15 protein-coding genes are annotated in these 16,561 nt (G+C 52.2%); 4 read left to right on the forward strand and 11 right to left on the reverse strand.

Going from position 1 to position 16,561, the window contains the following annotated elements:
• Positions 1–95: 95 nt before the first annotated feature.
• Positions 96–1,571 carry a glucose-6-phosphate dehydrogenase gene (zwf, locus tag RS889_RS13115; RefSeq protein WP_315707595.1) on the reverse strand — a complete coding sequence of 492 codons (1,476 nt, stop codon included), beginning with the start codon at positions 1,569–1,571 and terminating at the stop codon, positions 96–98.
• A 365-nt stretch (positions 1,572–1,936) separates the two neighbouring features.
• Here zwf and RS889_RS13120 point away from each other — a divergent pair, with 365 nt between their 5' ends.
• Together RS889_RS13120 and pyk are read left to right on the forward strand one after the other, a co-directional pair.
• On the forward strand, positions 1,937–2,806 hold the full coding sequence (locus RS889_RS13120) for a MurR/RpiR family transcriptional regulator (RefSeq protein ID WP_021015704.1): 870 nt from the start codon (positions 1,937–1,939) through the stop codon (positions 2,804–2,806).
• 186 nt (positions 2,807–2,992) lie between these two features.
• Entirely contained in the window at positions 2,993–4,435 is a 1,443-nt protein-coding gene (pyk, locus tag RS889_RS13125; protein ID WP_315707596.1) for a pyruvate kinase, read from the forward strand.
• A 132-nt stretch (positions 4,436–4,567) separates the two neighbouring features.
• On the opposite strand, the gene lpxM is transcribed toward pyk, so the two are convergent.
• The 3 genes from lpxM to znuA form a co-directional block, all read right to left on the reverse strand.
• Positions 4,568–5,542 carry a lauroyl-Kdo(2)-lipid IV(A) myristoyltransferase gene (lpxM, locus tag RS889_RS13130; protein ID WP_290182667.1) on the reverse strand — a complete coding sequence of 325 codons (975 nt, stop codon included), beginning with the start codon at positions 5,540–5,542 and terminating at the stop codon, positions 4,568–4,570.
• Positions 5,543–5,696: 154 nt separating this feature from the next.
• On the reverse strand, positions 5,697–7,073 hold the full coding sequence (gene mepM, locus RS889_RS13135) for a murein DD-endopeptidase MepM (RefSeq protein ID WP_021015701.1): 1,377 nt from the start codon (positions 7,071–7,073) through the stop codon (positions 5,697–5,699).
• Positions 7,074–7,088: 15 nt separating this feature from the next.
• On the reverse strand, positions 7,089–8,066 hold the full coding sequence (znuA, locus tag RS889_RS13140) for a zinc ABC transporter substrate-binding protein ZnuA (protein WP_315707597.1): 978 nt from the start codon (positions 8,064–8,066) through the stop codon (positions 7,089–7,091).
• Between the two features lie 74 nt (positions 8,067–8,140).
• Between znuA and znuC the strand changes: the two genes are divergently transcribed.
• Complete coding sequence (znuC, locus tag RS889_RS13145) at positions 8,141–8,899, forward strand: zinc ABC transporter ATP-binding protein ZnuC (RefSeq protein WP_315707598.1); 759 nt, start codon at positions 8,141–8,143, stop codon at positions 8,897–8,899.
• Positions 8,896–9,681, forward strand: coding sequence for a zinc ABC transporter permease subunit ZnuB (gene znuB / locus RS889_RS13150; protein ID WP_315707599.1), 786 nt, complete (start codon positions 8,896–8,898; stop codon positions 9,679–9,681). Before znuC ends, znuB begins: the two co-directional genes overlap by 4 nt.
• A 153-nt stretch (positions 9,682–9,834) precedes the next feature.
• Here znuB and ruvB read toward each other — a convergent pair whose 3' ends face one another.
• The 7 genes from ruvB to aspS form a co-directional block, all read right to left on the reverse strand.
• Complete coding sequence (ruvB, locus tag RS889_RS13155; RefSeq protein ID WP_315707600.1) at positions 9,835–10,839, reverse strand: Holliday junction branch migration DNA helicase RuvB; 1,005 nt, start codon at positions 10,837–10,839, stop codon at positions 9,835–9,837.
• A 7-nt stretch (positions 10,840–10,846) separates the two neighbouring features.
• On the reverse strand, positions 10,847–11,464 hold the full coding sequence (ruvA, locus tag RS889_RS13160; RefSeq protein WP_315707601.1) for a Holliday junction branch migration protein RuvA: 618 nt from the start codon (positions 11,462–11,464) through the stop codon (positions 10,847–10,849).
• Between the two features lie 178 nt (positions 11,465–11,642).
• Positions 11,643–12,692: a HoxN/HupN/NixA family nickel/cobalt transporter gene (locus RS889_RS13165; protein WP_315707602.1), complete on the reverse strand. Its 1,050-nt coding sequence runs from the start codon at positions 12,690–12,692 to the stop codon at positions 11,643–11,645.
• 268 nt (positions 12,693–12,960) lie between these two features.
• The gene (gene ruvC / locus RS889_RS13170; protein WP_315707603.1) at positions 12,961–13,482 is read right to left on the reverse strand and encodes a crossover junction endodeoxyribonuclease RuvC; all 522 of its coding nucleotides are present in this window, start codon (positions 13,480–13,482) and stop codon (positions 12,961–12,963) included.
• 43 nt (positions 13,483–13,525) lie between these two features.
• Entirely contained in the window at positions 13,526–14,269 is a 744-nt protein-coding gene (locus RS889_RS13175; RefSeq protein ID WP_290182659.1) for a YebC/PmpR family DNA-binding transcriptional regulator, read from the reverse strand.
• Between the two features lie 23 nt (positions 14,270–14,292).
• On the reverse strand, positions 14,293–14,736 hold the full coding sequence (gene nudB, locus RS889_RS13180; RefSeq protein WP_315707604.1) for a dihydroneopterin triphosphate diphosphatase: 444 nt from the start codon (positions 14,734–14,736) through the stop codon (positions 14,293–14,295).
• The gene (gene aspS, locus RS889_RS13185; protein ID WP_315707605.1) at positions 14,733–16,544 is read right to left on the reverse strand and encodes an aspartate--tRNA ligase; all 1,812 of its coding nucleotides are present in this window, start codon (positions 16,542–16,544) and stop codon (positions 14,733–14,735) included. Before aspS ends, nudB begins: the two co-directional genes overlap by 4 nt.
• Positions 16,545–16,561 lie beyond the last annotated feature (17 nt).

Genomic DNA, 16,561 nt, shown 5'->3' on the forward strand with positions numbered 1-16,561 from the left:
GGATCCACAGTTACCCACGGATGTCCGACCGCACCGTTAGCTACACAAAAAAACCCGACAAACGACCACCCCAAAAAACCAGGGTGGCGGCGCCATTACTCTACTTCATTCCAGGAGCGTCCATCGCGGGTAATCATCGCAACCGAGGCAACCGGGCCCCAGTTCCCCGCTGGATAAGGCTTAGGTAAATCATTGTCCATGCCCCAGGCTTCCATAATGGAATCAACCCATTTCCAGGCTTCTTCTACTTCATCACGACGAACAAACAGCGCCTGAATGCCGCGCATGGTTTCCAGCAGCAAACGCTCATAGGCGTCAGCCAGATGCTGTTGATTAAAGGTTTCGGAGAAACTCAGATCCAGCTTGGTGGTTTGCAACCGGTGTTTATGCTCCAGCCCTGGGATCTTGTTCAGGATCTGGATTTCAATACCTTCATCCGGCTGTAAACGAATAATCAGCTTGTTCTGTGGTAACTGCTGATAAGAATCATGAAACAGATTCAACACCGGATTTTTGAAATACACCACCACTTCAGAACATTTGCTCGGCAGTCGCTTACCGGTACGCAGGTAAAATGGCACACCGGACCAGCGCCAATCGTCAATATCCACACGAATCGCCACGAACGTTTCGGTGCTGCTGGACTTATTGGCGCCCTCTTCTTCCAGATAGCCGGGCACTTTCTTACCTTGTACAAAACCCGAGGTATACTGCCCGCGTACCGTGGTTTCATGCACGTTGGTACGGTCGATACGGCGCAACGAGCGCAGCACCTTCACTTTTTCATCACGGATGCGGTCAGTGCTGAGATCAGATGGCGGCGACATGGCAATGATAGTCAGGATTTGCAACAGATGGTTTTGGATCATGTCACGCATTTGACCGGCCTGGTCAAAATAGCCCCAACGTCCTTCAATCCCCACTTCTTCCGCCACGGTAATCTGCACATGGTCGATAGTGCGATTATCCCAGTTGTTCGCGAACAGCGAATTGGCAAAACGCAGCGCCAGTAGGTTCAGTACGGTTTCTTTACCCAGATAGTGGTCAATGCGATAGACCTGGCATTCGTTAAAGTACTCCGCCACCTGATCGTTAATTACCCGTGACGACGTCAGATCAGTACCCAGCGGTTTTTCCATCACCACACGAGCCGGTTCTTTGTTCAGCCCGGCTTTACCCAGGCCACGACAGATCGCACCAAAGGTGCTGGGCGGCATGGCAAAATAGTTAATGGTGGCGCGATTTTCTTGATCGAGCATCGCTCCCAGGCGCTCAAACCCGGCGGTATCCTCAACATCCAGTTGGCAGAAATCCAGCCGTTCGCTCAGTGTTTTCCATAATGTTGCATCCAGCGGCTCTTTGAGAAAGGTATCAAACGCTTCCTTCACCACCTCGATATAAGCGGTTTTATCCCACTCCGCCCGGCCCACGCCGATAATACGGGTATCCGGGTGAATATGGCCTGCTTTTTCCAATTGATACAGTGAAGGCAGCAATTTACGGCGCGCCAGATCGCCCTTCGCACCGAAAATCACCAGGTCACACGCCTGGGCTGTAGAAGTTACCGCCATTTTCAATCTCCTCATAGCAGGATGCTGTAATTTTATTACAGTAATAATGTACTCTTTTTGACTATAACCAGTAAACCCGTAATAAAATAACAAGAAATATTGCTTCTAATGTGACAATACTTCATATCGCAGGTGTAAACACGGGTAAATAGGCTACAAAATCATCAAAAAAAGAAATTTTCTGTCTTTTATGACAGTTGATTACTATTCTGAAAGTTAGACACAAGTCATGTTCTGGAAAAAAAGCACATAACTTCGCATGTTGTTCTCTAACAACCTTTACAGGGCCGTAGTATATTTCCACAAACCCCGTATTGGTTTCACCTTTGGCTGAAATCGAAAATACCATAGATGGTCTTTGTCTTATGAATATGCTGGAAAAAATCCAGAGCTATCTGGAGCTGCTGAGTAAATCTGAACGAAAAGTGGCTGAAGTCATCCTCGCATCACCCCAGACAGCCATTCATTCCAGTATCGCCACACTGGCCGGTGTGGCTGAAGTCAGTGAACCCACGGTCAATCGATTCTGTCGCCGCCTTGAGACCAAAGGTTTCCCTGATTTTAAACTACATCTGGCCCAAAGTCTGGCTAATGGCACACCTTATGTGAACCGCAATGTAGAAGAAGATGATACGGTGGAGGCCTACACCAGTAAGATCTTTGAATCCACCATGGCGGGATTGGAACACGTGAAATCCTGTCTGGATATTGCTGCCATCAATCGCGCCGTGGATCTGCTCACGCAAGCCAAAAAGATCTCTTTCTTCGGGTTTGGTGCGTCGGCGGCCGTCGCTCACGATGCCATGAATAAATTTTTCCGTTTTAATATTCCGGTGGTTTACTTTGATGATCTGGTGATGCAGCGTATGGGCTGCATGAACTCGGGTGAAGGCGATGTAGTGGTGTTGATTTCGCACACCGGCCGCACGAAAAGCCTGGTGGAAATGGCACATCTGGCCCGTGAAAACGATGCCACCGTTATCGCCATTACCTCAGACGATACACCGCTGTCCAGGGAAGCCTCACTCACTCTACGCGTGGAAGTACCGGAAGATACCGATGTCTATATGCCAATGGTATCGCGAATTGCCCAGCTTACATTGATTGATGTGCTGGCCACCGGATTTACCTTGCGTCGCGGCGCAAAATTCCGGGATAACTTGAAGCGTGTCAAGGAAGCATTACGAGAATCGCGTTTTGATAAGGAAGAACGATTCAGCAAACCCTTTGGTTAATTTGGTATGATGCAGGGTGAGGGTGTACTTCTTTTAGCGGTACGGGCAGCTCACCCATATAATAATCAATAACCTCACGGCATCCGGATAACAATGGTGAAATAGTTTTATTGTAAAAGTAGTATTTCATTCGCGTTATCCGACGTTACCGCACTACAACAGCTTCACTAGTCAACGGAGTTATACATGTCCAGACGGCTCAGAAGAACCAAAATTGTTACCACACTGGGGCCGGCTACTGACCGCGACAATAATCTGGAAAAGATTATTGCCGCAGGCGCGAATGTAGTCCGCCTGAATTTTTCTCATGGCATCCCCGAAGATCATATAATCCGTGCCAATAAAGTTCGTGAAATTGCGGCCAGACTTGGCCGTCATGTCGCTATTCTTGGCGATCTCCAGGGTCCCAAAATCCGCGTTTCCACCTTCAAGGAAGGTAAAGTTTTCCTCAATATCGGTGATAAATTTCTGCTTGATGCCAACATGACCAAGGGCGAAGGCGATAAGGAAAAAGTCGGTATTGACTATAAAGGCCTGCCAGGTGACGTCGTGCCGGGCGATATTCTGCTGCTGGATGATGGCCGGGTACAGTTGAAAGTATTGAAAGTGGAAAACATGAAGGTGTTTACCGAAGTGACGGTAGGTGGCCCGCTTTCCAACAACAAAGGCATCAATAAGCTGGGTGGTGGTCTTTCTGCCGAAGCGCTGACTGAAAAAGATAAAGAAGACATCATCACCGCCGCCAAAATCAATGTGGATTACCTGGCAATTTCCTTCCCGCGTACCGGCGAAGACCTGAACTATGCTCGTCGTCTGGCCCGTGATGCGGGTTGTAACGCTAAAATTGTTGCCAAAGTGGAACGTGCGGAAGCCGTCGCCAGCGACGAAGCGATGGATGACATCATTCTGGCGTCTGACGTAGTCATGGTGGCACGTGGCGACCTGGGTGTGGAAATTGGCGACGCGGAACTGGTTGGTATCCAGAAAAAACTGATTCGTCGTGCCCGTAAACTGAATCGTGCGGTGATCACCGCTACGCAGATGATGGAATCGATGATTACCAATCCAATGCCAACCCGCGCGGAAGTGATGGACGTCGCCAACGCCGTGTTGGATGGTACCGACGCCGTCATGCTTTCGGCGGAAACCGCGGCGGGTCAGTATCCGGCGGAAACCGTGGCCGCCATGGCAAAAGTGTGTCTGGGCGCGGAAAAAATCCCCAGCATCAACATATCCAAACATCGTCTTGACGTGCAGTTTGACAACATCGAAGAGTCTATTGCGATGTCTGCCATGTACGCGGCCAATCATCTGAAAGGGGTGACCGCGATTATTGCCATGACCGAATCTGGCCGTACCGCGCTGATGATGTCCCGTATCAGTTCTGGTCTGCCGATTTTCGCCATGTCTCGTCATGAACACACGCTCAACCTGACCGCATTGTATCGTGGCGTCACACCCGTACAGTTTACCGGCTACACTGACGGTGTCGTGGCCGCCAATGACGCCGTGCTCATATTGCGCGACAAAGGTTTTCTGGTGTCCGGCGATCTGGTGATCGTCACTCAGGGTGATGTGATGGGAACTATAGGCACAACGAATACAATCCGTATTCTGCGGGTGGAATAACCGGTTGATTCCCGCTCAGCAAGCGGGAATCCCCCTGTCTAATCAATAAAAAATATCCGATGTGACCCCCGTTTTTAACGGGGATCACCGCACTTGCTCTAAACACTCGCCCTGAATCCTGATGCGCCACGGTTACTTACGCGGATAAAGATCCTTGCGTAAATATGGCTCTGTCTCGCCTGATTTACGTGTTTTCAGTATTTTCAGAATCCAGGTGTATTGTTCCGGGTAAGGTCGCACCAGCGTTTCGACCTCTTCATTCATCCGCCGGGCAATATAAGTATCATCGGCACCGTCCAGATCGCTCATCGGCGGGCGAATATAGACTTCCAATCGGGATTCTTTCGCGTTATATACCGGGAATAACGGCACAATCTCGGCCCGGCACACTTTCATCAAACGCCCTACCGCAGGCAATGTGGCTTTATAGGTCGCGAAGAAATCCACAAATTCACTGTGTTCCGGCCCATGATCCTGGTCAGGAAGATAATATCCCCAATACCCTTTTCTTACCGAGTTGATAAACGGTTTGATACCGTCGTTACGTGCATGCACACGCCCACCGAAGCGGATACGCAATGCATTCCACAGATAATCCACCAAGGGATTTTTCTGATTATGCATCATGGCCGCGATCCGGTGACCACGCCAACTGATCAGCATCGCCGGGACATCCACAGCCCAGCCATGTGGCACCAGAAAAATAATATTACGCTGCTGGGCTTCCAGTTGTTCAATGATCTCATAACCATGCCAGCGCACTCGTTCATTCACCCGCCGGGGAGAAATGACCGCCAGCTCCATCATCAAAATCATGGACTGTGTGGCGGTGGCAAACATGTCATCAATGATTTTTTCCCGCTGTAACTCGGGTACATCCGGCATGCAATACAGCAGGTTGATGCGAGCACGTCGCCGTGCGCCACGTGACACACGCCCGACCAGACGGCCAAGCGCACCCAGTACCGGGTCACGCAGACGCCCAGGAATGCAGGCAACCACGATCATCATCCCGACACTCAGCCACACCCCCCAATAACGAGGATGAAAAAACTCGCGACGGAACCGGGGAATATATTCAATGTTAGCTTTTTGCTCTCTTTCCATGCATCAACTCTTCATAACAATTACGCGGCAATAATAATTGCTAACCATTGTTTCGCAATTAACCTCACCGATATAGCAGAAAATCGTGACATAACCGCGAATAAAAAACAGCCGGCAGCACACTGGCTACCGGCTGGATAAATGAACTCAGGTATTAATCAAACTGCAACTGGGGCGCCATTTTACGTACCTGGGCCAGATAATCGCGGCGCTCTTTACCGCTCAACCCTTCAGAACGTGGCAGTTTCGCCGTTAGCGGATTTACCGCCTGCTGATTGATCCAAACCTCATAATGCAGATGTGGTCCGGTTGAACGGCCCGTATTACCAGAGAATGCAATACGTTCACCGCGTTTCACCTTCTCACCGGGTTTCACCAGCAGCCGATGCAAGTGCATATAACGCGTAGTGTACTGGCGTCCATGACGAATAGCGATATAACTCCCTGCCAGGGGATCACGTTTAGCCACCACGACTTCACCATCACCGGTCGCCAACACTGGCGTACCAACCGGCATAGCAAAATCGACACCTCTATGGGGTGCCACACGCCCCGTTACCGGGTTAAGGCGCCGCGGATTAAAGTTGGAAGAAACCCGGAACTGTTTCATGGTGGGGAAACGCAAGAAACCGCGTGAGAGTCCTGAACCTTCCCGATCGTAGAATTTGCCGTCGTCAGCACGGAACGCATAATAATCTTTGCCGCCACTTCTCAGACGCACACCCAGCAGTTCGCTCTGCTCATTGTGGCCAGCCAGCACTTCGCGGGACATCAATACCGCAAAACTGTCATCTTTATGCAATTTGCGGAAATCCAACTGCCACTGCAATGCTTTGATGACTTCCCTAATCTCGTTGGTGGTTAATCCGACACTGCGGGCGCTGTTAACAAAACTGCTAGTCAGCCGTCCGGCGATTACACTGTTATGCCACTCACCTTCAACATTCTCGATGGACTCTTTGAAATTATCGCCAATACGTTGATAGGTACGGGATTCACGACGGGAAACCTGCCAGTGCAGGCTTTGCAACAGACCGGTATCACCCAGTTGCCAGGTGATCTGCTGACCGATTTTCAGATTACGCAATGCGGGATTCTGCTCAGCCAGTGCAGTGATATCGGCGATATCAATACCATACTGAGTCAGAATACTGCTGAGGGTATCACCAGCCGACACCACATACTCGTGAGATCCGCTATCATCAGACACTTTATCGTCCAGCTCATCAGACGGGATATCCTGCCCCGGTGCTGGCTGATCAAGTGGTTCGCTGTTCATTTCCGTAGATTCTGCAGACGCTGTCGGAGGCGCGGCAGGAGTGGCATCCAACGGTTCACTTGCAGACGGAGTGAGTGATTGTGAAGATAGGGTTTCAGTTTTACTGCCAGGCGTATTAGTAACCGGAGGATAAACAAATGGCCGCCAGACAGCGACGGCCAGGGTGACTACAGTTAGCGACCCCAGCATCACGCGGTGGGGTCTGGGTAGACTGTTATACGCCAGAGCGATAGTTCGGACTATCTGCTGCACTTATTCGCATCCTCATTATTTTTTCTCCAGGCAGCTCAGATATTCGTTAGACAATTTCAGCAGAAAATGCGTGTAGCTGTCTTTATCCAGAGCGACGTTGCTTCCCAATGGATCGAGTACGCCGATACGCACACCCGTTCCCTTAGCGACAGCATCAATAACTGCTGGCCTGAATTGTGGCTCAGCAAAAACGCAAACGGCCTTATGCTCAACCAACTGAGTTCGTATTTGATGTAAACGCTGCGCACCAGGCTGGATGGCCGGGTTGATCGTAAAATGACCAAGTGGCTTTAATCCATAGTGTTTTTCAAAATAGCCGTAGGCATCATGAAACACGAAATAGCCTTTCCCTTGCACAGGCGACAGCATATTACCAATATTTTTATCCGTTTGTGCAAGTTTCTCAGTGAAATAACGCAGATTGCCGTCTAATTTGTCTCTATTCTGTGGCATAAGTTCCAATAATTTATCATGTATAGCGACAGCGGCGGCTTTTGCTATCACTGGCGACATCCAGATATGCATGTTGATATCCCCGTGATGGTGCCCGTCGCCATCATCATCTTCCGCCTCCGCGGTGGCATCATGTGCAGAATTCGCTGTCATTTCATGCTCGTGATCCAGTGGCGCTTTCAACAATTCAGCCTTGATGGCCGGCACATCCGCCAGTGAAATCTGCCTGGCTGCGGCGACCTGCTGTAGTGGTTTAGCCAGAAACGCCTCCATGTCAGGACCGATCCAAATCACCAAATCCGCAGACCGTAAATGCTGGACATCAGACGGGCGCAGAGCATAATCGTGGGGCGATGCGCCATCGGGCAACAAGATATCTACCGGCGTGACGCCATCCGCAATCGCGGCGGCGATAAATCCCAGTGGGCGAATTGATGTCAGTACGGCGGCTGAGGCCACGGGTATTGACGCAACGGACGTCAAAAGCACGCTGGCAGTCAGTACAGATTTCAGCCAGTTATTTAAGTGATGCGTGGGCATAGCAAGTCTTCCATCGATTTCAACATGAATTTCGTTATATTATAACGCCATAAAGTACTTTCAAACTGAGTTATATGTCTACTCTGGTCACGCTTGATAATATTTCTGTGCAATTTGGCAATCGGCGCGTGTTGACCGATATTTCCCTCACCCTTCAGGCAGGGCGGATTTTAACCCTGCTCGGTCCGAACGGTGCCGGAAAATCAACACTGGTGCGGGTGGTTCTGGGTTTACTCTCTCCCGATAATGGCAATATTCAGCGTGTCCCGAATCTGCGTATCGGTTACGTGCCGCAAAAATTGCATCTGGACGCCACACTGCCGTTGACCGTCAGCCGCTTTATGCAGCTGCGCCCCGGCGTAAAAAAGCAGGATATTATGCCGGCGCTTAAACGCGTCCAGGCCGGACATCTGCTGGACCAACCGATGCAAAAACTCTCTGGCGGGGAAAACCAGCGTGTCCTGCTGGCCCGCGCCATTCTCACCAATCCGCAGTTATTGGTGCTGGACGAACCCACCCAGGGTGTCGACGTCAATGGTCAATTGGCACTGTATGAACTGATTAACCAGTTGCGACAAGAGCTTAACTGCGGCGTACTGATGGTTTCTCACGATTTACATCTGGTTATGGCCAAGACCGATGAGGTATTGTGCCTTAATCAACATGTCTGCTGTTCTGGAACGCCTGAAGTGGTTTCCCTGCATCCGGAATTTCTGGCGATGTTCGGTCAGCGCGGCGCGGAACAACTGGCTATCTATCGTCACCACCATAACCACCGGCATGACTTGAATGGACGCGTTATTTTGAAAAAACAGGATGGGAACGACAAATGATTGAGCTGTTGTTTCCCGGTTGGCTGGCGGGGGTTTTTCTGGCCATAGCGGCAGGCCCGCTGGGGTCGTTCGTTGTCTGGCGTCGAATGTCCTATTTTGGCGATACGCTGGCACACGCGTCATTACTGGGCGTCGCACTGGGTCTGCTGCTGGATGTGAATCTGTTTTATGCGGTGCTCGCTGTCACACTGGTATTGTCGCTGGGGTTGGTCTGGTTAGAACAACGCCCTAATCTGGCGATTGATACCTTGTTGGGCATTATGGCCCACAGTGCGCTGTCGCTGGGGTTGGTGGTGGTCAGCCTGATGAATAATGTTCGCGTGGATCTGATGGCCTACTTGTTTGGTGATCTGCTTTCCGTTACCACTGGCGATTTACTGCTGATTGGCCCTGGTATCGTGCTGGTGGTCATAGTTCTGTGCTGGCAATGGCGCGCGCTGTTATCCATGACCATCAGCCCGGAACTGGCCCATGTCGATGGTATCCATCTGCAACGCACCAAACTGTTATTGATGTTGATAACCGCATTAACCATTGGGTTGGCGATGAAATTTGTTGGGGCGCTGATTATTACTTCGCTGTTAATCATCCCTGCCGCCACTGCTCGTCGCTTTGCCCGCACGCCGGAACAAATGGCCGGAGTAGCGGTGATTATCGGGATTCTGGCGGTAACGGGTGGACTGGCGGTTTCTGCCGATCTCAATACACCGGCCGGCCCGTCGGTTGTATTGTGCGCATCACTGCTGTTTATGCTGAGTCTGCTAAAGAAGCAGGCCGCGTAACGCAACCTGTCTGCATCAACAATGAGTAGGATCCCCGTTTCGACGGGGATAACCACGGTGACGGATGCGGCGGTAGTCCGAATAACATGTTCGAATAACATGCACGAGTAACAGATAGTACGGATGGCCGAATCAAGGCAAGTGGCGAGGCCATTACTCCTCGCGACTCAGGCCAAAATGACGGTAAGCGTGCTGAGTGGCGATACGCCCACGCGGTGTCCGTTGCAAAAAGCCTTGCTGAATCAGATAAGGCTCCAGCACATCTTCAATGGTTTCACGCTCTTCACCGATGGCCGCTGCCAGGTTATCCAACCCTACCGGCCCACCCATAAATTTATCGATCACAGCCAACAGCAGTTTGCGGTCCATAAAATCAAATCCTTCAATATCTACCGCCAGCATATCCATCGCCTGAACTGCCACTTCCAGCGTAATCGTGCCATCCGATTTCACTTCAGAAAAGTCACGTACCCGGCGCAACAGCCGGTTGGCGATACGTGGCGTACCGCGGGAACGACGAGCCAATTCCAGTGCGCCATCTTCCGTCATCTCCAGCCCCAGACACAGTGCGCTACGGCTGACAATATGCTGCAAGTCCGCGACCTGATAAAACTCCAGACGCTGCACGATCCCGAAACGGTCACGCAGCGGAGAGGTCAGCGACCCGGCACGGGTGGTCGCACCAATTAGCGTAAACGGAGGTAAATCCAGTTTGATGGAGCGCGCCGCCGGTCCTTCGCCAATCATGATATCCAACTGATAATCTTCCATAGCCGGATAAAGCACTTCTTCTACTACTGGCGATAGACGGTGAATTTCATCAATAAACAGCACGTCGTGGGGTTCGAGATTGGTCAGCAACGCCGCCAGGTCACCCGCTTTCTCCAGCACCGGGCCGGATGTGGTACGCAAATTGACCCCCATTTCGTTCGCGACAATATTGGCCAGTGTGGTTTTACCCAGCCCCGGCGGGCCGAAAATCAGCAGATGATCCAACGCGTCACCACGCTTGCGCGCCGCCTGAATAAATATATCCATCTGCTCACGGACTTTCGGCTGTCCGACGTACTCCGACAACAGTTTAGGCCGGATAGCCCGGTCGAAGATCTCTTCCTCTTCAACAACAATCGGCGCAATCAAACGATCAGCTTCAATCATGAATACCTCACAGTACCGCGCGTAACGCGTCCCTGATCAGGGTTTCGCAGGTAGAATCCGGACGGGATACCTTGCTTATCATACGGCTGGCTTCCTGCGGTTTATAGCCCAGTGATACCAGCGCGGCTTCCGCTTCTGCCAGTGGATCCGCTACCGGTTCACTCACTGGCGTTAACGGTGGCAAGGCCATGCTACCCGGTGAATTGAACAGATCACCATTCAGCCCCTTGAAGCGGTCTTTCATTTCCACCACCAGCCGCTCCGCAGTTTTTTTACCTACGCCTGGCAGTTTGATCAGGACACCAATTTCCTGACGCTCCACCGCGCTGACAAACTGCTGCGCCGACATGCCGGACAAAATCGCCAGTGCCAGTTTCGGCCCCACACCGTTAACCTTGATCAGCTCGCGGAACAGTGAACGCTCCTGCTTGTTATTGAACCCAAACAGCAGTTGCGCATCTTCCCGCACCACAAAATGGGTGAAGATCACCGCTTCCTGGCCAAGATCTGGCAGTTCGTAAAAACAGGTCATCGGCATATGGACTTCATAGCCCACACCGTTGGCTTCAATCAATACCTGCGGTGGTTGTTTCTCCAGAACGATGCCTCTGATACGACCTATCACGTGTTGTTTTCCTTATGGGACTAACCGGGAACAAGGCGTATAGCTTATAACACAAAAAAATATCTGATACAAAAAAGCTGGATGCATATCCAGATATTGTTGAGAATAAAAGGAAAGTCTCCGGCATCGGTATGACCACCATAAAATACCGGAGATATCAGTGAAGAATCGCGGTTCGTCACCCCTGACGGCTGGGTTCTGCTGTCGGGTTATGCAGGGCGTCGTAATTTTTCCAGCGGTAGTTGCACAGCGAAATCACCCAGCAGGCGACAAACAGCGCCACGACATAGAATCCGGCGTTACCGAGTTGCGCATTGAAGGCCTCGACCACGCCCCACAGCCCGGCATGCAGGTCAAGTTTGTCCGCCAGTAGTCCCAGCGCTTCCATACCACCGATAAAAACCGCCACCACTACCGACGTCGCCGTAATGGTCATATTGTAGTAGAGCTTGCGCTGCGGTTTACTGAACGCCCAGCCATAAGCGCCGACCATCACCACATTATCCAGTGTATCCACCAGTGCCATGCCGCAGGTAAACAACGCCGGAAAAATCATGATCGACCAGATTGACATGCCCTGTGAAGCGCCGGCCGCCGAGATACCTAATACGCCAATTTCGGTGGCAGTATCAAATCCCAGTCCGAACAGCAGACCAACCAGATACATGTGCCAGCTTTTGCGCACCAGACGGAATGTTGAACGGAAAATCCAGCCCATCACCCCTGACGCGGGAATATCGTCCATCTGACCAGGCGCCTCGCCCTTCCCTTGTTTGAACAGTTGAAAACGTTTCCAGACATCGCGCAGAATCACCAGATTCACCAATGCCATCAACAACAGGAACCCGGCTGAAACCAGAGTGCCGATGACGCCCCCCACTTCATGAAACCAGGCCATATCATCCCGCAGCGCCGTCGCGGTGGCGGCCAGCGCCAGTGACGCCAGAATAACGATGGTGGAATGTCCCAGCGAAAACCAGGTCCCGACACTCAGCGGCCGTTTCCCCTCTTGCATCATTTTCCGGGTGACATTATCGATGGCGGCGATATGGTCCGCATCCACCGCATGGCGCAGTCCGAAGCACCAGGCCAGCAAACTGGTCGCCATCAAGGCGCCATGTTCATGAAACAGACTCCATGCCAGCAGCCATACCAACGCGTTAACCATCACCAGACCGCCCAGCATCACCATCGAGCGTGGATTGTCCCTGAAAAGCGAAGACAGCATGTGAAAACCTTTTGTCAGTCCGGCGGGCGATCACCGTCGGGTTCATTGCGAGTATGAGATTTTATAAATTGTTCATACATCACTGTGTTATCACAGATCAAAGGAAGGCTAATTATGACGGATGTGCTTGCCCAAAGGCGAAGATGTCATTGTTCAACAGCGAGAGTTGAACCGGATAACGGAAAGCGGCTCAGAACAAGGGGTGGGCTGCCTTTCCTGGTAAAAACAGCGCTTCGGTCAGGAAAGGCAGTAAAATATCACACGCCAATCAGCGAAGACGCCCGCGGGCCATCGTAAGCTTATCGGCACTGATATGAGTAAGATTCTGGCTGAAATGACAGTGCGTGATGGCAATGGCCAGCGCGTCGGCCGCGTCCGATTGCGGGCTGGCGGGTAACTTCAACAGCACGCGTACCATGTGTTGCACCTGCTTTTTGTCGGCGGCACCGGTACCGACCACGGTCTGTTTTACCTGACGCGCCGCATACTCGAACACCGGCAGATCCTGATTTACGCCCGCCACAATAGCCGCGCCGCGCGCCTGTCCCAGTTTAAGCGCCGAGTCCGCATTCTTGGCCATAAACACCTGCTCTATCGCCAGACAGTCGGGATGAAACTGGGTAATGATCTCACTGACGCCGGCAAAGATCAGCTTCAGACGGCTGGGGAGATCGTCCACCACAGTGCGGATGCAACCGCTACCGATATAACTGAGCTGCCTGCCCCGTTGCTGGACGATACCGTAACCGGTGACACGGGAACCGGGGTCGATGCCCAGAATAATTGTCATCAGTTACTCCCCGGCCACTGATTGATGCCATGTGGCAATGCCATCACAGCAATGCCGCCACCTCGTCGGAGATCTCACCGTTGTGGTAAACCTCCTGCACGTCGTCGCAGTCTTCCAGCATATCGATCAAGCGCATCAGTTTCGGTGCGGTTTCTGCATCCATATCCGCGCTGGTGGACGCGACCATTGATACCTCGGCGGATTCTGCCACCAGACCAGCCGCATCCAGCGCATCTTTCACCTGACCGAATGTTTCCCACGGTGTGAAGACATCAATAGCGCCATCATCATACGTCACGATATCGTCAGCACCTGCTTCCAGCGCCGCATCCATCACCGTATCTTCATCCAGACCCGGCGCATAGGAAATGACGCCCTTCTTGGTGAACAGATAGGCAACCGAGCCATCCGTTCCCAGGTTGCCGCCGCTTTTGCTAAAGGCGTGGCGAACTTCGGAAACCGTACGATTACGGTTGTCGCTCAGACACTCCACCATCACGGCAGTGCCGCCGGGGCCGTAACCTTCATAAATGATAGTTTCCATATTGGCATCATCATCGCCCCCTACACCACGGGCAATAGCGCGGTTCAGGGTATCGCGTGTCATATTATTGGACAGCGCTTTGTCGACAGCGGCACGCAGACGCGGGTTGGCTCCGGGATCACCCCCGCCCAGTCTGGCGGCGGTGACCAGTTCACGGATAATTTTGGTGAAAATCTTACCGCGTTTGGAATCCTGTGCTGCTTTACGATGCTTGGTGTTGGCCCACTTACTATGACCTGCCATAAAAATCTCCGAAAAAAGCCTGTTCAGGCCGGATAAATAACAAATTCTTCAATCGCCTGCCGGTTGCTCCACGACTTGGTGAGCTGCGCGGCACTGGGGGCATCAAGCCACTGGTAAGCCAGATGTTCGGTTAGCTCCACCTCACGCTCTTTGGGCAACGCCAGACAGAACCAGGATTCTGTGTTGTGCGTCACCCCCGGGGCATAGCGACGTCTCAGATAAGCAAATATCTCAAATTCCACACAGCGCTGGCAATCGATCAACGATAGCGACTCTGCGGCGATATCAATGTTAACCTCTTCCTTAACTTCACGCTGTGCGGTAAACCACGCACTTTCACCTTCTTCCAGACTGCCGGTCACCGACTGCCAGAAATCAGGATCGTCGCGTCGTTGAAGCATCAGCACCCGTCCGGTATCAGCAGCATAAATCACTACCAGCACCGAAACGGGTCGCTTGTATGTCATAGCTGTTCTCTGCTTTTCTCTGCGTCCTTCGCATCCTGTGCGGATTTCCCTTTACCCACCACTGCAATGGAAAGCTCTTCCAGTGCCGCCGAATTGGCAAAGCTCGGGGCTTCCGTCATCAGACAAGCCGCCGCCGTGGTTTTCGGGAAGGCAATCACATCACGGATATTATCGGTGCCGGTCAGCAGCATCACCAGACGATCCAGGCCAAAAGCCAGACCGGCGTGCGGCGGCGTACCGAATTTCAGTGCATCCAGCAGAAAACCGAACTTCTCACGCTGTTCCTGCTCGTTGATACCCAAAATACGGAACACCGTCTGTTGCATATCACCATTATGAATACGCACGGAACCACCACCCACTTCGTAACCGTTCAACACCATGTCATAGGCATTGGCAATGGCGGACACCGGGTTGGCTTCCAGCGCTGCCGGCGTCATGTCACGCGGCGCGGTGAACGGATGGTGCATAGCCGTCAGACCACCCTCACCGTCATCCTCAAACATCGGGAAGTCAATCACCCACAACGGTTGCCAGCTATTTTCATCGGTCAGTTTCAGGTCGCGACCCAGTTTCAGACGTAGTGCGCCCAGCGCGTCGGTGACAATGCTGGCACTGTCGGCGCCAAAGAACAGGATGTCACCATCCGTCGCCGCCGTGCGATCCAACAGCGCGCTCAGGATGTCATTGGTCAGGAACTTGGCCACCGGGCTTTGTATACCCTCCAGCCCCTTGGCCCGCTCATTGACTTTGATGTAGGCCAGCCCTCGGGCGCCATAGATTTCAATAAACTTGGCATATTCATCAATCTGCTTACGGCTGAGTCCCGCCCCGCCAGGTACGCGAATAGCGGCCACGCGGCCTTTAGGATCGTTAGCCGGGCCGGAGAAGACTTTGAATTCAACGTCTTTCAGCAGATCAGCCACATCCACCAGTTCCAGCGGGTTACGCAGGTCTGGTTTGTCGGAACCGAAACGGCGCATGGCTTCAGCAAACGTCATCACCGGGAAGTCACCCAGTTCCACGCCTTTGATTTCCAGCCACAATTCACGCGCCAGTTTTTCCATCACTTCACGCACCTGCGGCGCGGTCATAAATGAGGTTTCCACATCGATCTGGGTGAATTCCGGCTGACGGTCGGCACGCAGGTCTTCGTCGCGGAAACATTTGACTATCTGATAGTAGCGGTCAAAACCGGACATCATCAGTAACTGCTTGAACAGTTGCGGAGACTGCGGCAGCGCATAAAACTTGCCTTTGTGGACACGGCTCGGCACCAGATAGTCACGCGCGCCTTCCGGTGTGGCTTTGGTCAGCATCGGCGTTTCGATATCCAGGAAACCGTGGCCGTCCATGAAGCGACGCACAAAACTGGTAATACGGGCGCGGGTTTTCAGACGCTGCGCCATTTCCGGACGACGCAGATCCAGATAGCGATATTTCAGTCGCGCTTCTTCGGTATTGACCTGATTGGAATCCAGCGGCAGCGGCTCGGCGCGGTTGATAATGGTCAGCGTCGTCGCCAGCACTTCCACTTCCCCGGTAGCCATGTCTTTATTAATCTGGCTGTCCGGACGGGCACGTACCAGACCAGTAAGCTGAATACAGAATTCATTGCGCAGTTCAGAAGCCAACTTAAAGGCGTCCTGACGATCCGGGTCGAAAAATACCTGAACCAGACCTTCACGGTCGCGCATATCAATAAAAATCAAACCACCCAGATCACGGCGACGGTTGACCCAACCACACAATGTCACTTCCTGGCCCATATGGGCCGAGTTCAACTGCCCACAATATTCAGTACGCATTACGATGTCCTTTTACT

This window comes from Brenneria uluponensis (assembly GCF_032395385.1).
In the GTDB taxonomy this organism is placed as follows: domain Bacteria; phylum Pseudomonadota; class Gammaproteobacteria; order Enterobacterales; family Enterobacteriaceae; genus Prodigiosinella; species Prodigiosinella aquatilis.